General features: G+C 35.6%; 17 protein-coding genes. 3 read left to right on the top strand and 14 right to left on the bottom strand.

Translation table 11 applies throughout. The features are described 5' to 3' along the window. Positions 1–41: 41 nt before the first annotated feature. From ESU54_RS13590 to ESU54_RS13545, 10 genes are all read right to left on the bottom strand, one after another. Positions 42–689: a hypothetical protein gene (locus tag ESU54_RS13590; RefSeq protein WP_111845232.1), complete on the bottom strand. Its 648-nt coding sequence runs from the start codon at positions 687–689 to the stop codon at positions 42–44. 206 nt (positions 690–895) lie between these two features. Next, positions 896–2,893, bottom strand: a complete 1,998-nt coding sequence (uvrB, locus tag ESU54_RS13585; protein WP_111845233.1) for an excinuclease ABC subunit UvrB — start codon at positions 2,891–2,893, stop codon at positions 896–898. 178 nt (positions 2,894–3,071) lie between these two features. Further along, positions 3,072–3,416, bottom strand: coding sequence for a hypothetical protein (locus ESU54_RS13580; protein WP_146848137.1), 345 nt, complete (start codon positions 3,414–3,416; stop codon positions 3,072–3,074). An 81-nt stretch (positions 3,417–3,497) separates the two neighbouring features. Further along, a complete protein-coding gene (locus ESU54_RS13575) occupies positions 3,498–4,595 on the bottom strand; it encodes a hypothetical protein (protein WP_111845235.1) in 1,098 nt (365 codons plus the stop codon). A gap of 475 nt (positions 4,596–5,070) precedes the next feature. After that, positions 5,071–5,820: a DUF6090 family protein gene (locus tag ESU54_RS13570; protein WP_111845237.1), complete on the bottom strand. Its 750-nt coding sequence runs from the start codon at positions 5,818–5,820 to the stop codon at positions 5,071–5,073. Between the two features lie 159 nt (positions 5,821–5,979). Next, positions 5,980–6,705 (bottom strand): DUF6090 family protein, encoded by a 726-nt coding sequence (locus tag ESU54_RS13565; protein WP_111845238.1) that lies wholly within the window; start codon positions 6,703–6,705, stop codon positions 5,980–5,982. A 156-nt stretch (positions 6,706–6,861) separates the two neighbouring features. Next, positions 6,862–7,923 carry a DUF3471 domain-containing protein gene (locus tag ESU54_RS13560; RefSeq protein WP_111845239.1) on the bottom strand — a complete coding sequence of 354 codons (1,062 nt, stop codon included), beginning with the start codon at positions 7,921–7,923 and terminating at the stop codon, positions 6,862–6,864. A 168-nt stretch (positions 7,924–8,091) separates the two neighbouring features. Next, positions 8,092–8,661, bottom strand: coding sequence for an RDD family protein (locus ESU54_RS13555; protein WP_111845240.1), 570 nt, complete (start codon positions 8,659–8,661; stop codon positions 8,092–8,094). A gap of 301 nt (positions 8,662–8,962) precedes the next feature. Next, the gene (locus ESU54_RS13550; RefSeq protein WP_111845241.1) at positions 8,963–9,916 is read right to left on the bottom strand and encodes a T9SS type A sorting domain-containing protein; all 954 of its coding nucleotides are present in this window, start codon (positions 9,914–9,916) and stop codon (positions 8,963–8,965) included. A gap of 204 nt (positions 9,917–10,120) precedes the next feature. After that, entirely contained in the window at positions 10,121–10,924 is an 804-nt protein-coding gene (locus ESU54_RS13545) for a PIG-L deacetylase family protein (RefSeq protein ID WP_111845242.1), read from the bottom strand. Between ESU54_RS13545 and ESU54_RS13540 the strand changes: the two genes are divergently transcribed. Then, the gene (locus ESU54_RS13540; protein WP_146744020.1) at positions 10,909–11,091 is read left to right on the top strand and encodes a hypothetical protein; all 183 of its coding nucleotides are present in this window, start codon (positions 10,909–10,911) and stop codon (positions 11,089–11,091) included. The two genes, ESU54_RS13545 and ESU54_RS13540, sit on opposite strands and share 16 nt — an antisense overlap. A 10-nt stretch (positions 11,092–11,101) precedes the next feature. Here ESU54_RS13540 and ESU54_RS13535 read toward each other — a convergent pair whose 3' ends face one another. Further along, positions 11,102–11,638, bottom strand: a complete 537-nt coding sequence (locus ESU54_RS13535) for a hypothetical protein (protein ID WP_111845243.1) — start codon at positions 11,636–11,638, stop codon at positions 11,102–11,104. Positions 11,639–12,189: 551 nt separating this feature from the next. Here ESU54_RS13535 and ESU54_RS13530 point away from each other — a divergent pair. Beyond that, positions 12,190–13,575, top strand: coding sequence for an Ig-like domain-containing protein (locus ESU54_RS13530; RefSeq protein WP_160113295.1), 1,386 nt, complete (start codon positions 12,190–12,192; stop codon positions 13,573–13,575). An 18-nt stretch (positions 13,576–13,593) separates the two neighbouring features. Next, entirely contained in the window at positions 13,594–15,204 is a 1,611-nt protein-coding gene (locus tag ESU54_RS13525) for an FG-GAP-like repeat-containing protein (protein WP_111845244.1), read from the top strand. Positions 15,205–15,445: 241 nt separating this feature from the next. Here ESU54_RS13525 and ESU54_RS13520 read toward each other — a convergent pair whose 3' ends face one another. The 3 genes from ESU54_RS13520 to ESU54_RS13510 form a co-directional block, all read right to left on the bottom strand. Beyond that, the gene (locus ESU54_RS13520; protein ID WP_111845245.1) at positions 15,446–15,844 is read right to left on the bottom strand and encodes an RDD family protein; all 399 of its coding nucleotides are present in this window, start codon (positions 15,842–15,844) and stop codon (positions 15,446–15,448) included. Between the two features lie 494 nt (positions 15,845–16,338). After that, a complete protein-coding gene (locus ESU54_RS13515; RefSeq protein WP_111845246.1) occupies positions 16,339–16,914 on the bottom strand; it encodes a pentapeptide repeat-containing protein in 576 nt (191 codons plus the stop codon). 86 nt (positions 16,915–17,000) lie between these two features. Continuing rightward, positions 17,001–17,672: a hypothetical protein gene (locus tag ESU54_RS13510; protein ID WP_111845247.1), complete on the bottom strand. Its 672-nt coding sequence runs from the start codon at positions 17,670–17,672 to the stop codon at positions 17,001–17,003. Between the last annotated feature and the right edge of the window lie 11 nt (positions 17,673–17,683).

The following is a 17,683-nucleotide window of genomic DNA, read 5'->3' as shown; positions in this document are numbered from 1 at the left end:
CAACACCTCAACAACTAAACAATTAAACAATTAAACAAAAACTACTCCTTCCCAACAATCTCAGGCTCCTCTTCCACTTTATTTTCATTGATAAGCTCCATCACCTCTTCTGGCGAAATATAAAGTCTGCGGATTCGCTCTTTGTATTGTTCTGAAAGATTTACATTTTCTAAAATGAAATTTTTTGTCTTTAAAATATAATCACCCATTCCGTGCGCAATTGCATAGGTATCAGCTGCACGCTCAACTTCTTTAATATGCATGGACGAGAAAAGATATTTCATGCCAAAAATTAGCATCCCAAAGTTAGTGCGTTCGCGGTAATCCATTATATGGCCAAGTTCGTGACCAACCCAACCCACTTTTACGTCCGAAGGAATATCCTCCATAGTGAATTTTTCGCCTTCAATCTGAATGCTTCGGCTTATCAATATAACGTATTCCCGATTCTCCTTCGCTTTAAAAAAACTTGCAAACCGAGGCTGCGCCTGCATGGTCGATTTTTTAATGTGCTCCTTGAATTTAAACTCAATTGCAGTATCGTACAATTCGGGATAAAAAGAAATTGCATCAATGACTTCTTTTTCGAGGCTCTCCGGAATAATCTTATTGTCTAAATTGACAGTTTGCGCTGGTAACATATAGCAGGCAAAATACAAAATAGGGACAGTAAGGTACGTTAAAGACATTGTAAAATTTAGGGTTAGGAATTAGCGAATAGCGATGAGGGATTAGGGATTAGGGATTAGGGATTAGTTTAGGGTTTTAGTATATTTTTCAAGTTTCAACATTAGCTCATCAATCATTTCTCTTTTCTCTAGTCTCTTTTAGCTTTTCGCTTTTCACTTGTCTCTTTTCCCTTTTCGCTTTTCGCTCTTCGCTTTTCTCTCAAATATCAAACCTCTTCCAACTGCTTCTGAAAAGTCTTAATCTTATCCCGCAGCTTGGCGGCCATCATGAAATCTAAATCTTTGGCTGCTGTTTCCATCGCTTTGCGGGTGTCGCGGATTTTCTTTTCTATCTGTGCTTTGGTCAAATATTGCACTTCCGATTCTGCGGCAAGACTTTCGGCCGTTTCAAAGGAATATGCCGCTTGTTTTGATTTTGTCAAAGCGTTATCAAAAGACTTTTTGATTTGTGTTGGCGTAATGCCGTGTTCTTGGTTATAGGCAATCTGCTTTTCCCTTTTGTAATTGGTACTATCAATCGTTTTCTGCATACTGTTGGTTATTTTATCAGCATACATAATTGCTTTTCCGTTCAAGTTTCGTGCAGCACGACCTACGGTTTGGGTTAGCGAGCGTTCGCTTCTCAAAAACCCTTCTTTGTCAGCATCCAGAATGGCAACCAAGGAAACTTCAGGTAAATCTAAACCTTCTCGAAGGAGGTTTACCCCTACCAAAACATCAAACAATCCAAGCCGCAAATCCTGCATGATTTCCACACGTTCCAAGGTGTCCACATCGCTGTGAATGTAACGGGTTCTGATTTGTACGCGGATTAAATACTTGGTCAATTCCTCCGCCATTCGTTTGGTTAGCGTGGTTACCAAAATGCGCTCGTCTTTTTCTATACGAAGTTGGATTTCTTCTAATAAGTCATCAATCTGGTTTAAACTGGGACGCACTTCAATTGGCGGATCCAGCAAACCTGTGGGACGAATAATCTGCTCCACATACACGCCTCCGCTTTTTTCAAGTTCGTAATCTGCGGGCGTTGCGCTTACGTAGATTACCTGATTTTGCATAGCTTCAAATTCATCAAACTTTAACGGACGGTTGTCCATGGCGGCTGGTAATCTAAACCCGTAGTCCACCAAATTTTCCTTACGGGAACGGTCACCGCCATACATGGCGCCAACTTGCGGAATGGAAACGTGGCTTTCATCCACTATCATTAAGTAATCCTTTGGAAAGAAATCTAACAAACAGAACGGGCGCGTGCCCGGTAGCCGTTGATCTAAATAGCGCGAATAGTTTTCAATACCACTGCAATAGCCCAGTTCGCGGATCATTTCGAGGTCGAAATTGGTGCGTTCCTCCAAACGTTTTGCTTCCAAATGTTTGCCGATTTCTTTGAAATATTCTATTTGTAAAACCAAATCATCCTGAATACTTCGGATAGCGCCTTGCAAAATATCGGGCGAGGTCACGAACATATTTGCTGGGTAAATGTTCAGTCGGTCATACTTCGCTTTTATGTTGTTGTTTAATGGGTCAAACACTTCAATTTCTTCAATTTCATCGCCGAAGAAGTGAATTCTGAAAGCGTCATCTGCATACCCTGGAAAAACATCAACGGTATCTCCTTTTATGCGGAAACGGCCGTGGTTGAATTCTGCTTCGGTTCTGGAATAGAGACTTTGCACCAAACGGTGCAACAATTTGGTGCGGGAGATGGTCTGCCCTTTTTCCAAACTGATAACGTTTTTCTGAAATTCCGCTGGGTTCCCGATACCGTAGAGGCAGGAAACCGAGGAAACCACCAGCACATCCCTCCTACCCGAAAGCAAGGACGAGGTGGTGCTAAGCCGCATTTTTTCAATCTCTTCGTTTATGGAAAGATCTTTTTCTATATAGGTGCCGCTGCTGGGTATAAACGCTTCGGGTTGGTAATAATCGTAATAGGAAACAAAATACTCCACCGCGTTTTCTGGGAAGAGGTTCTTAAACTCTGTGTATAGCTGTGCCGCCAGAGTTTTGTTGTGCGCCAAAACCAAGGTTGGTTTTTGCACCTGCTGCACCACATTGCCCACTGTAAAGGTTTTCCCGGAGCCTGTAACACCCAGCAGGGTTTGGTATTTTTCACCAGCTTCTAGGCCCTCCACCAAGGCTTTTATGGCTTGGGGCTGGTCTCCAGCAGGTTTAAAATCTGAGGCTATTTTAAAGTTCATGGATTCTTTTGCATTGGGTTACAAAAGTACTAAAATAGAAGTGAGTAGTGAGAAGTGAGTCGTGAGAAGTTTTTTGGTTCTTAACAGTGGTTGTGATATGCTGGGTACACTTTGGAAAAGCGCGCCAGGGGGAAAATGAAAGCCATAAATTCTTATACTTTGTTGGCAACTGTTGTTTTTATTTTTCTATATCCATTACAGGTAATGAAATCGGTATTTCAAATTCAATTCGATTTGTTATAGTATTTACATCAGAAACTTTACTAGATACACCAGCTGAAAAAACTGAAATTATCCCAACTCCGCCTTTTAATTCAGAATTTTCAACAACGTTTACAGCAACGCTCAATTTCACTTTCTGAACATGTCTATATTCTCCACGATATCCGGACTTAAGGTTTTCACCATCGTGAAATCCTTCTGGATTAATATAAGCGCCAGAATCTTTTATGTATTCTTGTGCGTCTTTTACTCCGTCGGTTATTTGTATTAGTGTCTGTTTAATAAAATCTTTTAAGTCCATCTTTTCGTTTTTTTTTCAATTGCTGCCAACGTTAGGCTATGAGCAGTAGCATCCCGTAGGGTATGTTGTGTGGAATATTTTTTAGTTCCAATCGTCTATAAATTCTAATTTATTATTTTTGTTTAAAAAGTTAATAAAACTAGAAATTTTTCTTCGGAAATTCTCCTCGAAATACCAGTTTCCGTCCGATTCAATTATTGATCCATCTTTAATCAATTGACCAATTAACCACCAGTTTACATCAGAAATAAAAACTTTTTGTAAAGGAGTTGTATTATTCATTATGATTTGAGGTAGAGGGTTGTCAATTTCTTTTTTAAAATTCCTGAATAAAGAATTAAATAAACCTTCTTCTTCTAAAAATGCTGCAAGCATGAGAAATGGATATGTACCATATCTTCGGTATTTTTCAAATATATCGTTATAATCAAATTCGTCATTATAGTATTCTGATTTTAAAAATTCATCTATATTGTTGTGCCTCCAATTTATGTGCGTTTTATCATGTTTTGCTCCATTTTTTAAACCTATAAATAAAAATAAACCCGATACAACTATTAATGGTATTAGGAATCTAATTATTTGTATTAAAATTGATCCTTCAAATATTCGCCCTATAAATGAGTTATTTTTTTCTTTATCTAATTCTGTTATTACCGGAATATCTTTTTGACTTGCAATTTTTCCTGTAGATATAACTTGCAGTTTAGCATTATTTTTATGAAGGACTAAAATCTTAATTATAAAAAACTCTTTTGGATCCAGTATTACTTGTGAAAATTTAAGTTCTGAACTTTTATTTAGTACAACCTTTAATTTTTCGTCTAGATAATTACTACTAGTTTGTACTATTTCTGGTTGATCAATAACCTTCCCACCTTTTAGTTTTACGCCAATTGAATCTGAGACTTCATAAAAATTTGGAGAAAGACTCTTATTCCCGATGTTTTCTATTTTGATGGAATAAATTTTTAGGTTTAAATTATTTCTATTCAAGTTTATACTGTCATAGATTACCTCAAGCTTATTTACATCTGCATTTAGATCTAAAACATTTGTTTCTGCAAGTATTGAATATTTAATTTCAATCTTCTCTTCAGAAAAGAATGCTATTACTGATAAAATAGCAGCGAAACCACTTAATGAAGCGAAGATTATTTTTAAGAAGGAATTATTCATATAATTTGATGGGTCAGTAAAATATTACACACAACTTGTTTATACCGCAAAATTTAATGGGCTTATACACTCTATATAGTTAACTCTAACCAAGTTTTAAAATTATTTTCTTGGCGTAATTTCCAAATATAAATAAAAACCCAACTACTTCCCCACCACTGCCATAAGCGTTTCCACCTTAGTTTTCAACACCTTATTCTCCTCTTCCAGCACAGCAATGCGCTCTTGCAAGGGCAAGGTTGGGTCTGGGGCGTTGGTGGTAAATGTGGGTGGCAGCTGGGCTGCGAGGTCTGCAAGAAAGTTGTGCTTTATGGCTAGGGAGAGTTCCCAAAGCAGGCTGCACTGCAAGCTTAAGCATTAAAAAAACCGCTGGGTGCGGTTTTGGGTGGGGCAAGGAAAGTTGTGTGTTTGTGAAAGAGGATTTACCAAGTACGCACAGACCAAGCCATAGCGTATATAGGGTGTTGTGCTTTCGTTATTTTTTAATTTCTTTTTCAATTAATGTAATCGTTAATTCAACATTTTTCAATATTTGAATCAGTTGGTCTTTTAGTAAATTATTATTAAAGGATGCCAGTGTAAATCCATTTTTTATTGCCTTATTTTTCAAAGCAACTAAAACATCTTCTTTGGATAATTCTATTTCTATATTGGGATTAGACCAAACTTTAATTCCATCTTCATAATTTATTATTTCAGAATAAGGACTATATAAATAAAGAGTATAATCATCATACATATGCTGCCTAACATCGAATAATTCATCATATGAAGCATTAATTTCAAGAAGTGAGTTTCTAATATCTGCATTCTTAATTATTGATACATTCCCCGAATTAACTAATTCTTTAAATGCAATATTTCTTGGATTATGAGCTTCCCAATAGAGTACATTTGTCCAATGGAAATAATAATCAGACAGCTTCTTTATTTTTACTCCGTTGTAATAACTTGCCATAATTTCTGCAGAAGCAACTTTACTTTTTCTTCTCTCAATTATGTCATTTAACCCAACTTTATCATTTTTTAAGTCTTGAAGAATATTTTCAAGGATTATTAGTTCTTGTTGTTTATTTTTTTGTGTTTCGTTCCAATTATTGATTTGTAGTGCAATTAAAATTCCGATTACCACAAGTACAATTTCTCCAATTGCATAGAGCAGGTATTTGCTGAATTTATTTTCAGTCAGTAATCCTTGGCGAATTTTTCTAAAGAATTTTATCATTGTTTAGTGGTTGGTTATAATGAAGGCTAACGGTTGGACTATGATTTCGTTGTGGAATCATCCGCAGGATTATTCCCCTTAGAAATCAGCCATTGATTAATACTTTTATTTAAGTGTTGCACAAAGCCAAAATGAATTTTAGCCATTATTGTGCTTTCGTTATTTGTCTTTTAACTCTTTGTCTATAAGACTCAGTGTTTTTGAAATTTCTGAAATAGTATTTGGAAATATATTTTGTAATAATACTTCGTTAAGATTCCTTACAGATTTTAAATGATATGAGTATTCATTACTAGCCTTTAATCCTTTAATATCAATGGGTTTCATATTAGCTTCTTTAAATGCCCATTCATTAAAAAACTTGGAATTATCGTTGAACATATATTCCAGTTGTTTATCAAAGAAAGCATCCATAGTGAAATAACGGTGGTAAGTTATATCGTATAATTTAGAAATTTGATTTCTAAGAGAATCATTGGAAAGTGTTCTCATTCCTAGCTGTTTTAATGTTTGATAAGCAACATCATTAGGTGAAAAAAAAGTTCCGATATAAATTTTGGAAAAATGTGGAGATAGAGAATCGTTATAGACTAAATCGCTCTCTAACCATTTTATAATTATATTTTCACTTTTTAATAATTCTTTTTGGGTATTAAAGTTTCCCTGAATATCATTTAAATCACTTTTAAGTCCTGTTCTAATTTCTTTAAGAATATCAGTTTCCAGATTTTTTGTTTTTCTTTTCTCATTCCAATTATTTACCTGTAATGCGAGTAATATACCAATCATTACTAATACGATTTCTCCAATCGCATACTTAAAATAGTTAGCTACTTTTCCTTCTTTAATAAGATTTTGCCTAATTTTTCTAAAGAATTTTATCATTGGTTTAGCGGTTGGTCATAGTTTCTATTCCGAAGCTTCAGCGTAGGTATAATGAAGCAAAACGTGTTAGTGTATGGATAGTTGCGTGATTTAGAAACTAATTTAATAAACAAAAACTTGCCAGAGCAATTAATTATGCCCGGTGTTAGGCAACGTTTATTTTATTTGCGTAGCGATCTCACTGCTTTCACCAAAATATACTGTCATTGTTTGTGTTTTCTGATTCGTATTAAAAACATAACGGACTTTTTTATTATCAAGCCAAAACTTATTTTCTTCATAGGGCAACATTTCGAATTTTGGGCTAAGGTTCTCTTGGTTCTGACCTCGTTGCAAAAACAACTTATCATTCTTTTTTGTAATCACTAACATATAGTTATTCGCGAATACATAGGTGCCCACATATCGATTTAAAATTGAAGCGTCTATAGAAATGGTCATTACTTTAGAAAACTCTGTCACCTTATATTCTGCTTCATAAATGCCTTTTCGGTTTTGATAATAACCATCTTCGTTTACTTTATACCACTTTGTATTGGTATCTGCTTTATAGGCTGGGGTAAACACGTCAACCAATTGGGTAAACTCATTGGGCATTAAGCAATGTATATTTCCTTCGTGCGAAGTAAGTATACTTACATCACCAGCTTTGGCAATTTCATTTTCTATCTCTCTAATTAGGTACGTATCGGTATACATTTCCAAACCGTTTTCAAATAGCTTCTTAGGGTTGTTTAGCTGTTCTTCGATGGTGTAATTCTTTAGCAATGCATTTCCTGATACTACATTAATTACTCCAGTCATATCCGGATGGTCGTGATGCGAAATGTATTCTCCTTTTTCAAATTGAAACAATGATACTTGAAAATCAATTTCAGTGTGTAAACTAGAAGATTCAAACTTGTTTGGATGCTTGTCTACATACCCATCTATTTCTTTTTTTACATTTTCAAACTCAGGAAAATTGCATTGCAATAATAAATTTTTGACTTGTTGGGTATATTCTATTTCATTCCAAGGCAATTGGTGTTGCGATTTTGACAGCGTTGTTAGTCGTTCTAAAAAAGCATCCCAGTTTAGTTTGGTGTTTGGGTCCCATTTGCCTAAATATCCATTTGCTTTTTGTGCAAACGTAGTAATTGAATTTAACTGTAACGCAACCGCAGCAAAACCAAAAGCACTTAACTTAATAAACTCTCTTCTTTTAAAGTCGTCCATAATATTTCGAGTATTAATTTTGCCTAACGTTTATGTATATCAGCTGTGTAATGACCCGGCACAAACCTTTCCAAATAAAAAATGGCTTTGGAAAATCCTGCGGATTTTCTAAGTGAGGACTGAACAAGCCATAGCTTATATAGGGTGTTGCCCATAGTATTCTCGGTACTATTTTCTGTAAAATAATACGTAAGTTTTTCCAATTCGGTCGTGCAATGACCTTTGTGTTTTGGTTTGGTCGGTCAACAAAACAATTATATCAATCACGATTATTAGAAAACCCAAATTACTTATCCAACTTTGAATTGGATATTCAGTTGCCAAACCTTGAGCAAATTCAAATATTTGAGAATATTCCGCAAGATTTGGATTGTTAAATGCAAAATAATAAATCGGAACGAAAAGTATTGCTGGAAAAATCAGAATGATACTCCTCAATAATGATTGTTTAAAATCAATTTGATTAAAGTTTTGGTCGGTTACTTTTAGTTTGAGCGCCATTTTTCCAAAAGTTGCTCCATATTTACTTTCCATAAAAGGTTTGTAAAAAATTGCAACTATAGCGATTGGAATATAAATCAGAAAACTTTTAAAATTCGCAATGTTGATAGCATTGATAATCAGAGTAAATGCTCCAACAATAATTCCATCGAGAATATAGGCTCCAGCTCTGCTCCAAAATGTTGCATATTCGACCTGCTTTTCAGGTTTATTTTCTGCGTTTATTATTTCTGCCATAGTTTTTTCAATATTGTGGGCAACATGCGGATAAACAATATATAGTGTTTATTCCCATTATATGTTTTACGGTTTAATTTCAAATATACCTAAAAACCCAACTACTTCCGCACCACCGCCTTAAGCGTTTCCACCTTAGTTTTCAAAAGCTTATTCTCCTCCTCTAGCGCGGCAATGCGCCCCTGCATGTTCAGCGTGGAGTCTATGTGGTAAAGGTGGACGGCACCAGGTTACTTAAAGCGCAAGGATAAAAATTGGCTGATTTTTTTGTAGTGCTTGCGGTATTGCTAGCAATATTAAATTATTTCGATTTAACTATTTTATACGTCTTTAGGTTATCTAAAACAAGGATGTAAATTCCCTCAGCTAAATTAGAAATGTTAAGCCTTGTATCGCCCACCGTGTTTGTGTCCTGCTTCATCAGAGTCTTTCCATCTAGGGTGCTAATTGTTATTGTTTTTGGCCTCCATGTTTTATTCCATTTAAGGGTAAGCATGCCACTGGTAGGATTGGGATAAAGAGCAACATCTGTGTAGTCATAATTTTCAACCCCCATGATATCTTCAAACTCCCAAATGCTTACCAGTAAATCATAAGCTATAGGGTCATGCACTTCCAGATCTTCACGGATGAACGGATAAAAATCATTCTCCCCCAAATAAGCCTCTGTGAGTTCCCCAAAGTATTCTTTTTCATTGGTAGCGGCGTATGCCTCTCGATAGTAGTAAACTCCATTCCCGGCATGATATAGAACGGAGTCATACAGGCCATTTTGCATTGCATTGTTGTATGCTTGCGTAATGGGCGCATACGAAAAACCCAAAACCCTATGGTGATATGCATGTGCCATTTCGTGCATAACCATAAAGGGTTGGTTTAATTCAGTCCAATTAATGAAATTAGTGATATTTGAAATTTCAATGGATTTCCATTTTTCCACAATGTACCCGTTATCAATCAACCATTGTAAATACGGATGATAGACTGCGGAACCATTTGTGGTATTCCAATCCATGAATATTTTTACCAATCGCAATTCTTCTACTATCGCTGCTTTTAACCCAAAATCAACAATCTCGGTTAGCTTAGCTGTTAATAGATCAATAGCCTCATTGGTCTCTTGCGGATGATTGTTTAAGGCATCTTCTTGCACATACACCTCAAATCCTTGAATGCTCCGAGATTCATAGCCGCTAATTTGAGCGAAAATTAAACTTGGAGTGTATAGAAGTAAAAAAAGTAATAGTTTTTTCATTGCGGTTTCTTCAAATTGGAAAAATCGTTTTTTTGTATGATTTTGTTGCGTGTTAAAGCAACTAATTTAGCAAATACAAATCAAAGATTCAGCATAGCTAAACCAATTAAATACGAGCGCAGCGAACTGGCTTCAGAAATTTTCGTAAGTAGTCTAGAACAAGCAAATACTTATAGCCATTGTTGTGCGGTTGTACTATTTAGGTTATTCATTATTAAAAAAATCTTGTTTTTGACCTTTAGCTACCGCAAACTCTCTAAAATACAGTTCATTCTCTCTATTCTTTTCATTTTCAATAATTTCTTCTCGTTCATTTTTTGGCATACGCTCGTAACAATTCAAGGATTCCATTGCTTTTTGTTCATCTTCGTCTGTGTAGTTAGCTATTACGTTAAAATATTGATCATCGGCATACCTTACCCATCCATCATTACCTTGTTCAAGAGTTTTAGTCCATCCAAAATAATACAGCGGATATTTATCCACCCATTTTTCTCTCAACAGCAATTCTGTAACAATGCTACCTAAAATGATGTGTTCAGGATGGCCATATTCTCCATCGGGTCCATAAGTGATAATTAGGTCGGGTTGAATCTGAAGAATAGTTTCTTTTAGTTTTTCTCTTATTTGTACGCCTGATTCAACAGCAGCTCGAACACCATCTTTTGGTCCGTGTTTTCTGTCAAGGCTAATCAAATCATAAAAAATAGGTTCTGAAATTCCAAGTTTTTCACAAGAACAGATGGCTTGATTTTTATTGGCTAGGGCCAATGAGTCTGGATTTTTGTTTTCGGATTGTGAACTATAGCGGCCATCAACAGCAATTACCAAATGGACATTATATCCAATTCGCGAAAATTTTGCCAATACGGACCCAAATCCAGTTTCATCATCAGGATGGGCAACTACTACAAGAATGTCTTTGGTCTTATGTTGTTTTTCATTGCACGCAATGGAGATAGACATTATTAATGCTGAAAAAATATATAATAATGAAGATGTTTTCATATTGTTTGATGGTAATTAGGTATGCCGCACAACGGTTTGTATATGAGATGTGGCGTGTCTCGGCACGAATCTCTGTAAATAAAAAATGGCTTTGGAAAATCCGCAGCCCCGACGCTTCGGGGTTCCAAGTGGGGACTGACCAAGCCATAGCTCATATACTGTGCTAGAGCAAGTTTTTTAATAATTCAATCTTTTAATTCCGTATTTTCTTAGCGTATCTGTTGCCTGTTCAAGAGTCAATTCCGCAATAATCTTTCCATCGTCTGTAGAAGTAGAATAGGTGCGATTTACTTCAATTGGGTTTGGCGAAGTTTCTCTCAAAGTACAGTACCATTTATTTTTAATTTTTGAAAATTCAATTACTACCTGATAATATTTTTTTCCAATTTTCTTTAAATTATATTTATCAACTTCACTTTCAAATTCGGCTGTTTCATATGTTGCGATGACAATTTTTTCGGAATGAGAAGGTAAAGTTAAAATAGGGTTTTCCCAAGTTTGTATTTTACATTGCAATGGACATAAATTAGTCCAGTTCTCTGGAATTATGGGAAGATTCATTTTAATTCGTTCTGAGTTAAATGATTTAGTAAAATCTGTTCCAGCTTTTTCAAAACTTAAACTACGGACATTAGTATTACTCCAATCCAATACGATATAAGCAAGAATTATAAGTATTGGAATTATTGTTATTATTCTATAAGCTGGTTTCATTCTTAAATTTGCTCTAACATGCAGATATATGCAACATTTGCATTTATTCCCCCATATAGGGTTATATTGTGTATCTCCAAATATAAATAAAAAAACCCAACTACTTCAGCACCACAGCTATAAGCGTTTCCACCCTAGTTTTCGACAACTTCTCCTCCTACAGCGCGGCAATGCGTTCCTGCAAAGATAGTGCGGGGTCTGGGGCGTGGGTGGTAAAGTCTGGCGGCAGCTGGGCGGCGAGGTCTGCAAAAAAGTTGTGCTTTATGGCTAGGGAGAGTTCCCAAAGCAGGCGGCATTACCTGCTTTCTTTTTTTTCATATTTATGCACTGTGGAATAATCCCTGCCCAACATACGGGCAACTACACTTCTAAACAATCGGTGCTTTTTAATGTGGGTGTGCAGCTCAAAAAAATATTTTAACGACTTGATTTTAGCTTCTTGCTTTTTAAAATACTAATAACTATTGTTTTAGACAATAAGTTTTTCTTACATTTATTGACTTGCAAAAAACCTAAACGCTTATTTATAATAAAACTACCCCAATATCATTATGAAATCCATTGCTTTCCGAATATCACTTCTGTTGTTTTCAATACTTGCGCTCCAAGCGTGTAAAGACGATGAAGGTTCTGGCTATGTTCCTTTAAATATTGTAGCCAACCCAGATACTGGAGAGGTTTTTCAAAATTCCTCCTTGGAAATTGCTGTTTTAGCCAATGACTCCAATGTTCCCCAAGATGGTGAAATTACACTTACGGCCCCACAAAGTGGAACGGTGGTTGTCAATAACAATGGAACCCCAGCAAATATTCTAGACGATACAGTGCAATATAGCCCTGATGTTACTTTTGTAGGCCAAGTTACTTTTCAGTATACTGTTTGCGACCCTTCGGGACAAAGTTGCGACACCGGTACGGTTACCATTACTGTTTTGCCTTTTTCTCCTGTAAATTTTGACATTACTGCCGTTCCGTATGAAAAACTTTCCGATTATAATTTCTACGAAGGAAACCTAGCCGATTTATCACCCGTATATGGCGTTTTACCCTTTGAACCCATAAACGCTTTGTTTTCAGATTACGCACACAAAAAACGTTTTGTCTGGATGCCCTATAATGTAAAAGCAACCTACACGTCTGATGGAGATATTTTAAATTTTCCTACCGGGAGTGTTTTAATTAAAACCTTCTATTATGAAAATGTTTTGCCCAATAACACCAAAAAAAATATAGAAACCCGATTGCTGATAAAAAAGGATGATGGTTGGATTTTTGCAAATTACATATGGAATGAAGCCCAACAAGAAGCTGTTCTAAATACCACAGGATATGGCTTTAATGTTCCTATTGATTGGGTGGAAAACGGAGAAACAAAATCGGTTAACTATAGAATTCCTTCAGATTTGGAATGCTTTATTTGCCATAAGTCAAACGATATCATTTTTCCCATTGGGCCAAAACCCCAAAATTTAAATGCTGTTTATGAGTATGCGGATGGTATGGCAAATCAACTTCAAAAATGGGAAGAAATTGGATACCTTTCAAACGATATTCCCGCTAATATTGAAACAGTGCCAAGCTGGAAAGATATTTCACAAAGTTTAGAAGTAAGGGTACGTTCCTATTTTGATATGAATTGCGCCCATTGCCATGTATATGGCGGTCATTGTGGAGCGCGCTCGTTGCGTTTGGCATTTAGGGAAAGCAATGATCCTGATAAATTAGGTATTTGTGTGGATCCCGATCTTCAGGTTCCTGGATATGATGGCGCAAAACTCGTTACCCCTGGCGAACCTGAAAATTCAATTCTATTTTTTAGAGTATCTACCACATTAGAAGAATATGCAATGCCTATGGTTGGGCGAACCTTAGCAGATGAGGAGTTTCTTCCTGTTTTAGAAGCATGGATCAACTCCCTTACTATACCTTGTGATTAACCAATTAAAACTAATAACATGAAAAAACTATTTACTTTATTTTCAATAATGACCCTTTTTGGAGTCGGAAATGCACAGGTATCATTTACCTCGACTCCTATTTCAACAACTGGATCAGAGAGAGCCGTAATTGATATGAACGGCGATTTTTTGGACGATTTGGTTTCTGTAACCGCTACCAATGTTCAAATATACTATCAACAGCCTGATGGCAGTTTTGTAGAAAAAAACATCACCACCTCAAATGCAGACAATACGCCTTCTTGGAGTCTTGCTGCTGCAGATTATGATGAAAATGGCTTTACCGATTTACTTTACGGAGGTGCGAATGGTGTTACTTTTATGAAAGCAGATAATACGGGTAACGGCTTTGAAGAAATTTCTTTTCCAGAATATGTGTTTTCGCAGCGCTCAAACTTTGTAGATATTAATAATGATGGTTATTTAGATGCTTTTGTATGCCATGATGTTGCTCCTAGCGTATATTATATTAATAACGGAGATGGAACTTTCACTTTTCATCAAGGAGATATTGGCGACTATCCTACAGGAGGGAATTACGGTTCCGTTTGGATAGACTATGATAATGATGGCGATATGGATTGTTTTATAGCAAAATGTAATGTGAATGGTAACGTAAATGAAAGAAGTGAAAACCAACTCTATCAAAATGATGGCGCTGGTAATTTTGTAGAAGTAGGTGCAGCTACAGGATTAAAAGACAATATGCAAACCTGGTCTTCTGCTTGGGCCGATTTTGATAATGATGGTCTTTTGGATGTATTTATAGGAAGTAGTGACGGTAGTTTCACGCATAAATTAAATAGAAATAATGGTGATGGAACCTTTACGGATATTTCTGCTACCACAGGGATAAATGCATTGACTATTACCGGTATTGAAAATTGCACCTATGATTTCAATAACGATGGCTATGCAGATATTGCCTCTAATGGAAATATCCTTTTAAATAATGGAGACTTAACCTTTACTTTAGTTCCTTTTGCTTTGCCAAACAATAATGGCTCTTTAGGCGATTTAAATAATGATGGGTTTATCGATTCCTTTACGGGTGGACATATTTATTATAACGATGCGAACGCTAACCATTGGATAACCATTAACACCATAGGTGTGGAAAGTAATATTAATGGCATTGGAGCTCGAGTTGCCATCACCTCAACCTTAGGAACACAAATTCGTGAAGTGCGAAGTGGGGAAGGTTTTAAATACATGAGCACCCTTAACACCCATTTTGGATTAGGCGCAGATACTGAGATTACGACCCTTACTATTACTTGGCCTTCTGGTATTGTAGATGTCTTAGAAAATGTAGCTGTTGATCAAGTAATTTCTGTAGTGGAAGGTGGTACGATCATAGGTATAGATGAAAATATAGTCAACAACCTTATTCTTTATCCCAATCCGACACAAGGAGTTTTAAACCTTGGCAATTTAACCGATTTTACAAACCCGGCATATTCAATTTTTGACATTCAAGGGAAAAAAGTGATGGACGCTAAATTAGATTCAAACTACATTAATGTTTCAAATTTGACAACAGGAAATTACATACTGAAAATTCAGGACGGCAATACTCTAAAAGCACAGCGCTTTATTAAAAGGTAGTTTTCAAAAGAAGGATTAAAAAAACAGAAGCTGTTTAAAAAGTTTGTTTCGGTGTCCGTTCGAGCGCAGTCGAGAACTGCAAGTTCCTGACTTTCAACAAGGTCTCGACTATAGCTAATTTTAAGTGAAGCCGAAAGACTAGACTGGACAAAAAACTGCTTTTTACTTTTTGGCCACTTAGCAAGAGTTGGTCTTTTATAAATTTATGGGGTTGTGCAAAGGTTACTGTTGGCAAATATTTTTATTTATTTACAACATAAGTCTTAGAAATTGAATCGTGCCAACCTTTTTCCGAAATTAGAAAAGAGAGCGCGTCAAATGGAATCAGTCTGCAAAGATTTCGAATAAATAAAGTCTTGAAATCTGGTTTATTACCGGCAAAGTCAATAACCTTAGTTCCTGTTATAAACTTTCCTGGTGTTTTGCCAAAAGCGTATTCAAAAATCAAATGATATAAGAAGTATAGAACAAAAAAATATAATACGAACCAATCAGAACCACCTTCGGGCATTATTCCAAGCCAACCATCAAGAACCATTGCACTTAAAAAAATAAGAAAATAGAATCCAATCGTGTCAATAAAATTGTTTCCAAACCTAGTCCCTTTACTTGCGTAATCAATTATTAATTCATTATCCATTCCCAGTATTTTTAATGTATGTTAACGTTTATATAGTTTAACTTCAAATATAATACAAATACCAACATTCATTAACACCGTCACCATCAGCTTCTCCTTCTTAGCATTCAGTAGTTTGTTTTCCTCCTATTGGACCATGCGCTCCTTCAAGGGCTATGTGGGGTCTAATACTTTGGTAGTAAATACATGCAGCCAGGCTGACAGTGTTGCAGAAAGTTGGAAATTCCCTCATGTTTTTTTAATAAAAATTTGCAAACCGCCCCTCGAATGTTGTATATTTAAATATTCGTTCTCCTCCATACCCCCTAACATATACTTAAAGAAATTTCTTTTTTTCGTAAGCCGACCTTATGCTGACTGTAAGTCGACCTTATGCCGAATCTATGCCGACCATGCTCCATAGATACCTCATAGACACCTTCTAAAACCCCCATACTGTCCTTCAGTCAACTCACAAATTATTGGTTTCATAGTTTCCAATTATTGGAAGTTAATCACTCCTCAATTTTAATTTGATAGCTATCCAAAAGTCCAACAACTTCGGGCAGGGAAAACTTTGCGCCTTTCAAGCGGTTTTGTTCAGGGTTTATGGAATAGTTGGTTGCATTTCTGAAGTCTGCCTGTTCTAGATTGGTGTTTTGGAAGGTGGCGTTTTGCAGGTTGCTGTAGGTAAGCTTGGCGCTTTTTAAATCTGCTTCAGAGAAATCTACACTTTGGAGTTGGCAATTTACAAAGGAACTTCTGCCGAGTTTCATCTTATAAAAAATGGAGTGGCCTAATTGGCAGCTATCAAAAGTCGCGGAAAAACCAAATTCGTTGCAGGCATCAAACTGCAGGCCGAGCATTTTGCAGTTTTTAAATCGCACCTCTTGAAAAGATGTATTTCTTAAATTGGCGTTGCTAAAATTACAGTCTATAAATTCACATTCCAGAAATCGAATTTCTGATAGAACAGTGTTTGAAAAATTACAATTGACGAAAGTGCAATACTCATACTCCCCTATTGCTAATGGTTTTTTTGAAAAGTCAAGTTTTGTGAAGGTTTGCTCTTCTGTGTATTTTATTTGCATTGCTTGTAATTTGCAGTTCTATGATTTCTGTTTTGGTTTATTTTATTTTTTTAAAAAAGGAGTTAATGATTTTCGTAAAATTTTTTTTATGTGGTTTCTTTTCCTCTTGTGTGATTAAGTCTAAACATTAGCCAATCTTTTTTTTCAGAATCTTGAATGAAGAATGATTTAATTTTTGTTTCACAAATTGAATCTAAATTCAATTCGATTAAATTCGTAAACTCCTTAATTAAATTCATAAGATGAAATTCTTCGCTAATTCCTCTATTTGAAACTATCATGAGACGATCTCCCCACTTTGATATTCTTGATTGGGCTACTCTATAAGATTCAGTATTTGGCTTACCATTGAGTTTTTCAATTAAATAATTGGAGGTATGTGCACCAATTTTATTTCTTACTTCTATTATTTTCAATTCTCGTAAATCTGTTGAGATTCTCTTCTTGTGATGAATTTTGAGTATTTCAATTAAATCAATTACGGCCTGCATTTGCATATAGATTGCATTAAGTACTCCGTATAATCGAAGATACATTTGTCCTTGAGTTTCGGAATTTGTTATTAATCCATTATCATAAAAATCAGTTATTGCATATTGTGTATCTTCAATTAAATCGATGAATGATACGAATCGGAGATATTCATCATCACTTGGAAACTTTAGTTTTTTAGAAGGTGCATGTCGCAAAATTCCACGAATTATTTCACAGTAAATTTCTATCTTACTTATACGATTTAGATATTCTTTATCGGTCATTTTTGAAACTG

The organism is Aequorivita antarctica (genome assembly GCF_007997155.1).
Taxonomy (GTDB): domain Bacteria; phylum Bacteroidota; class Bacteroidia; order Flavobacteriales; family Flavobacteriaceae; genus Aequorivita; species Aequorivita antarctica.
Note: the sequence above shows the minus strand (reverse complement) of the source record. Positions and strands in the feature narration are given on the sequence as shown.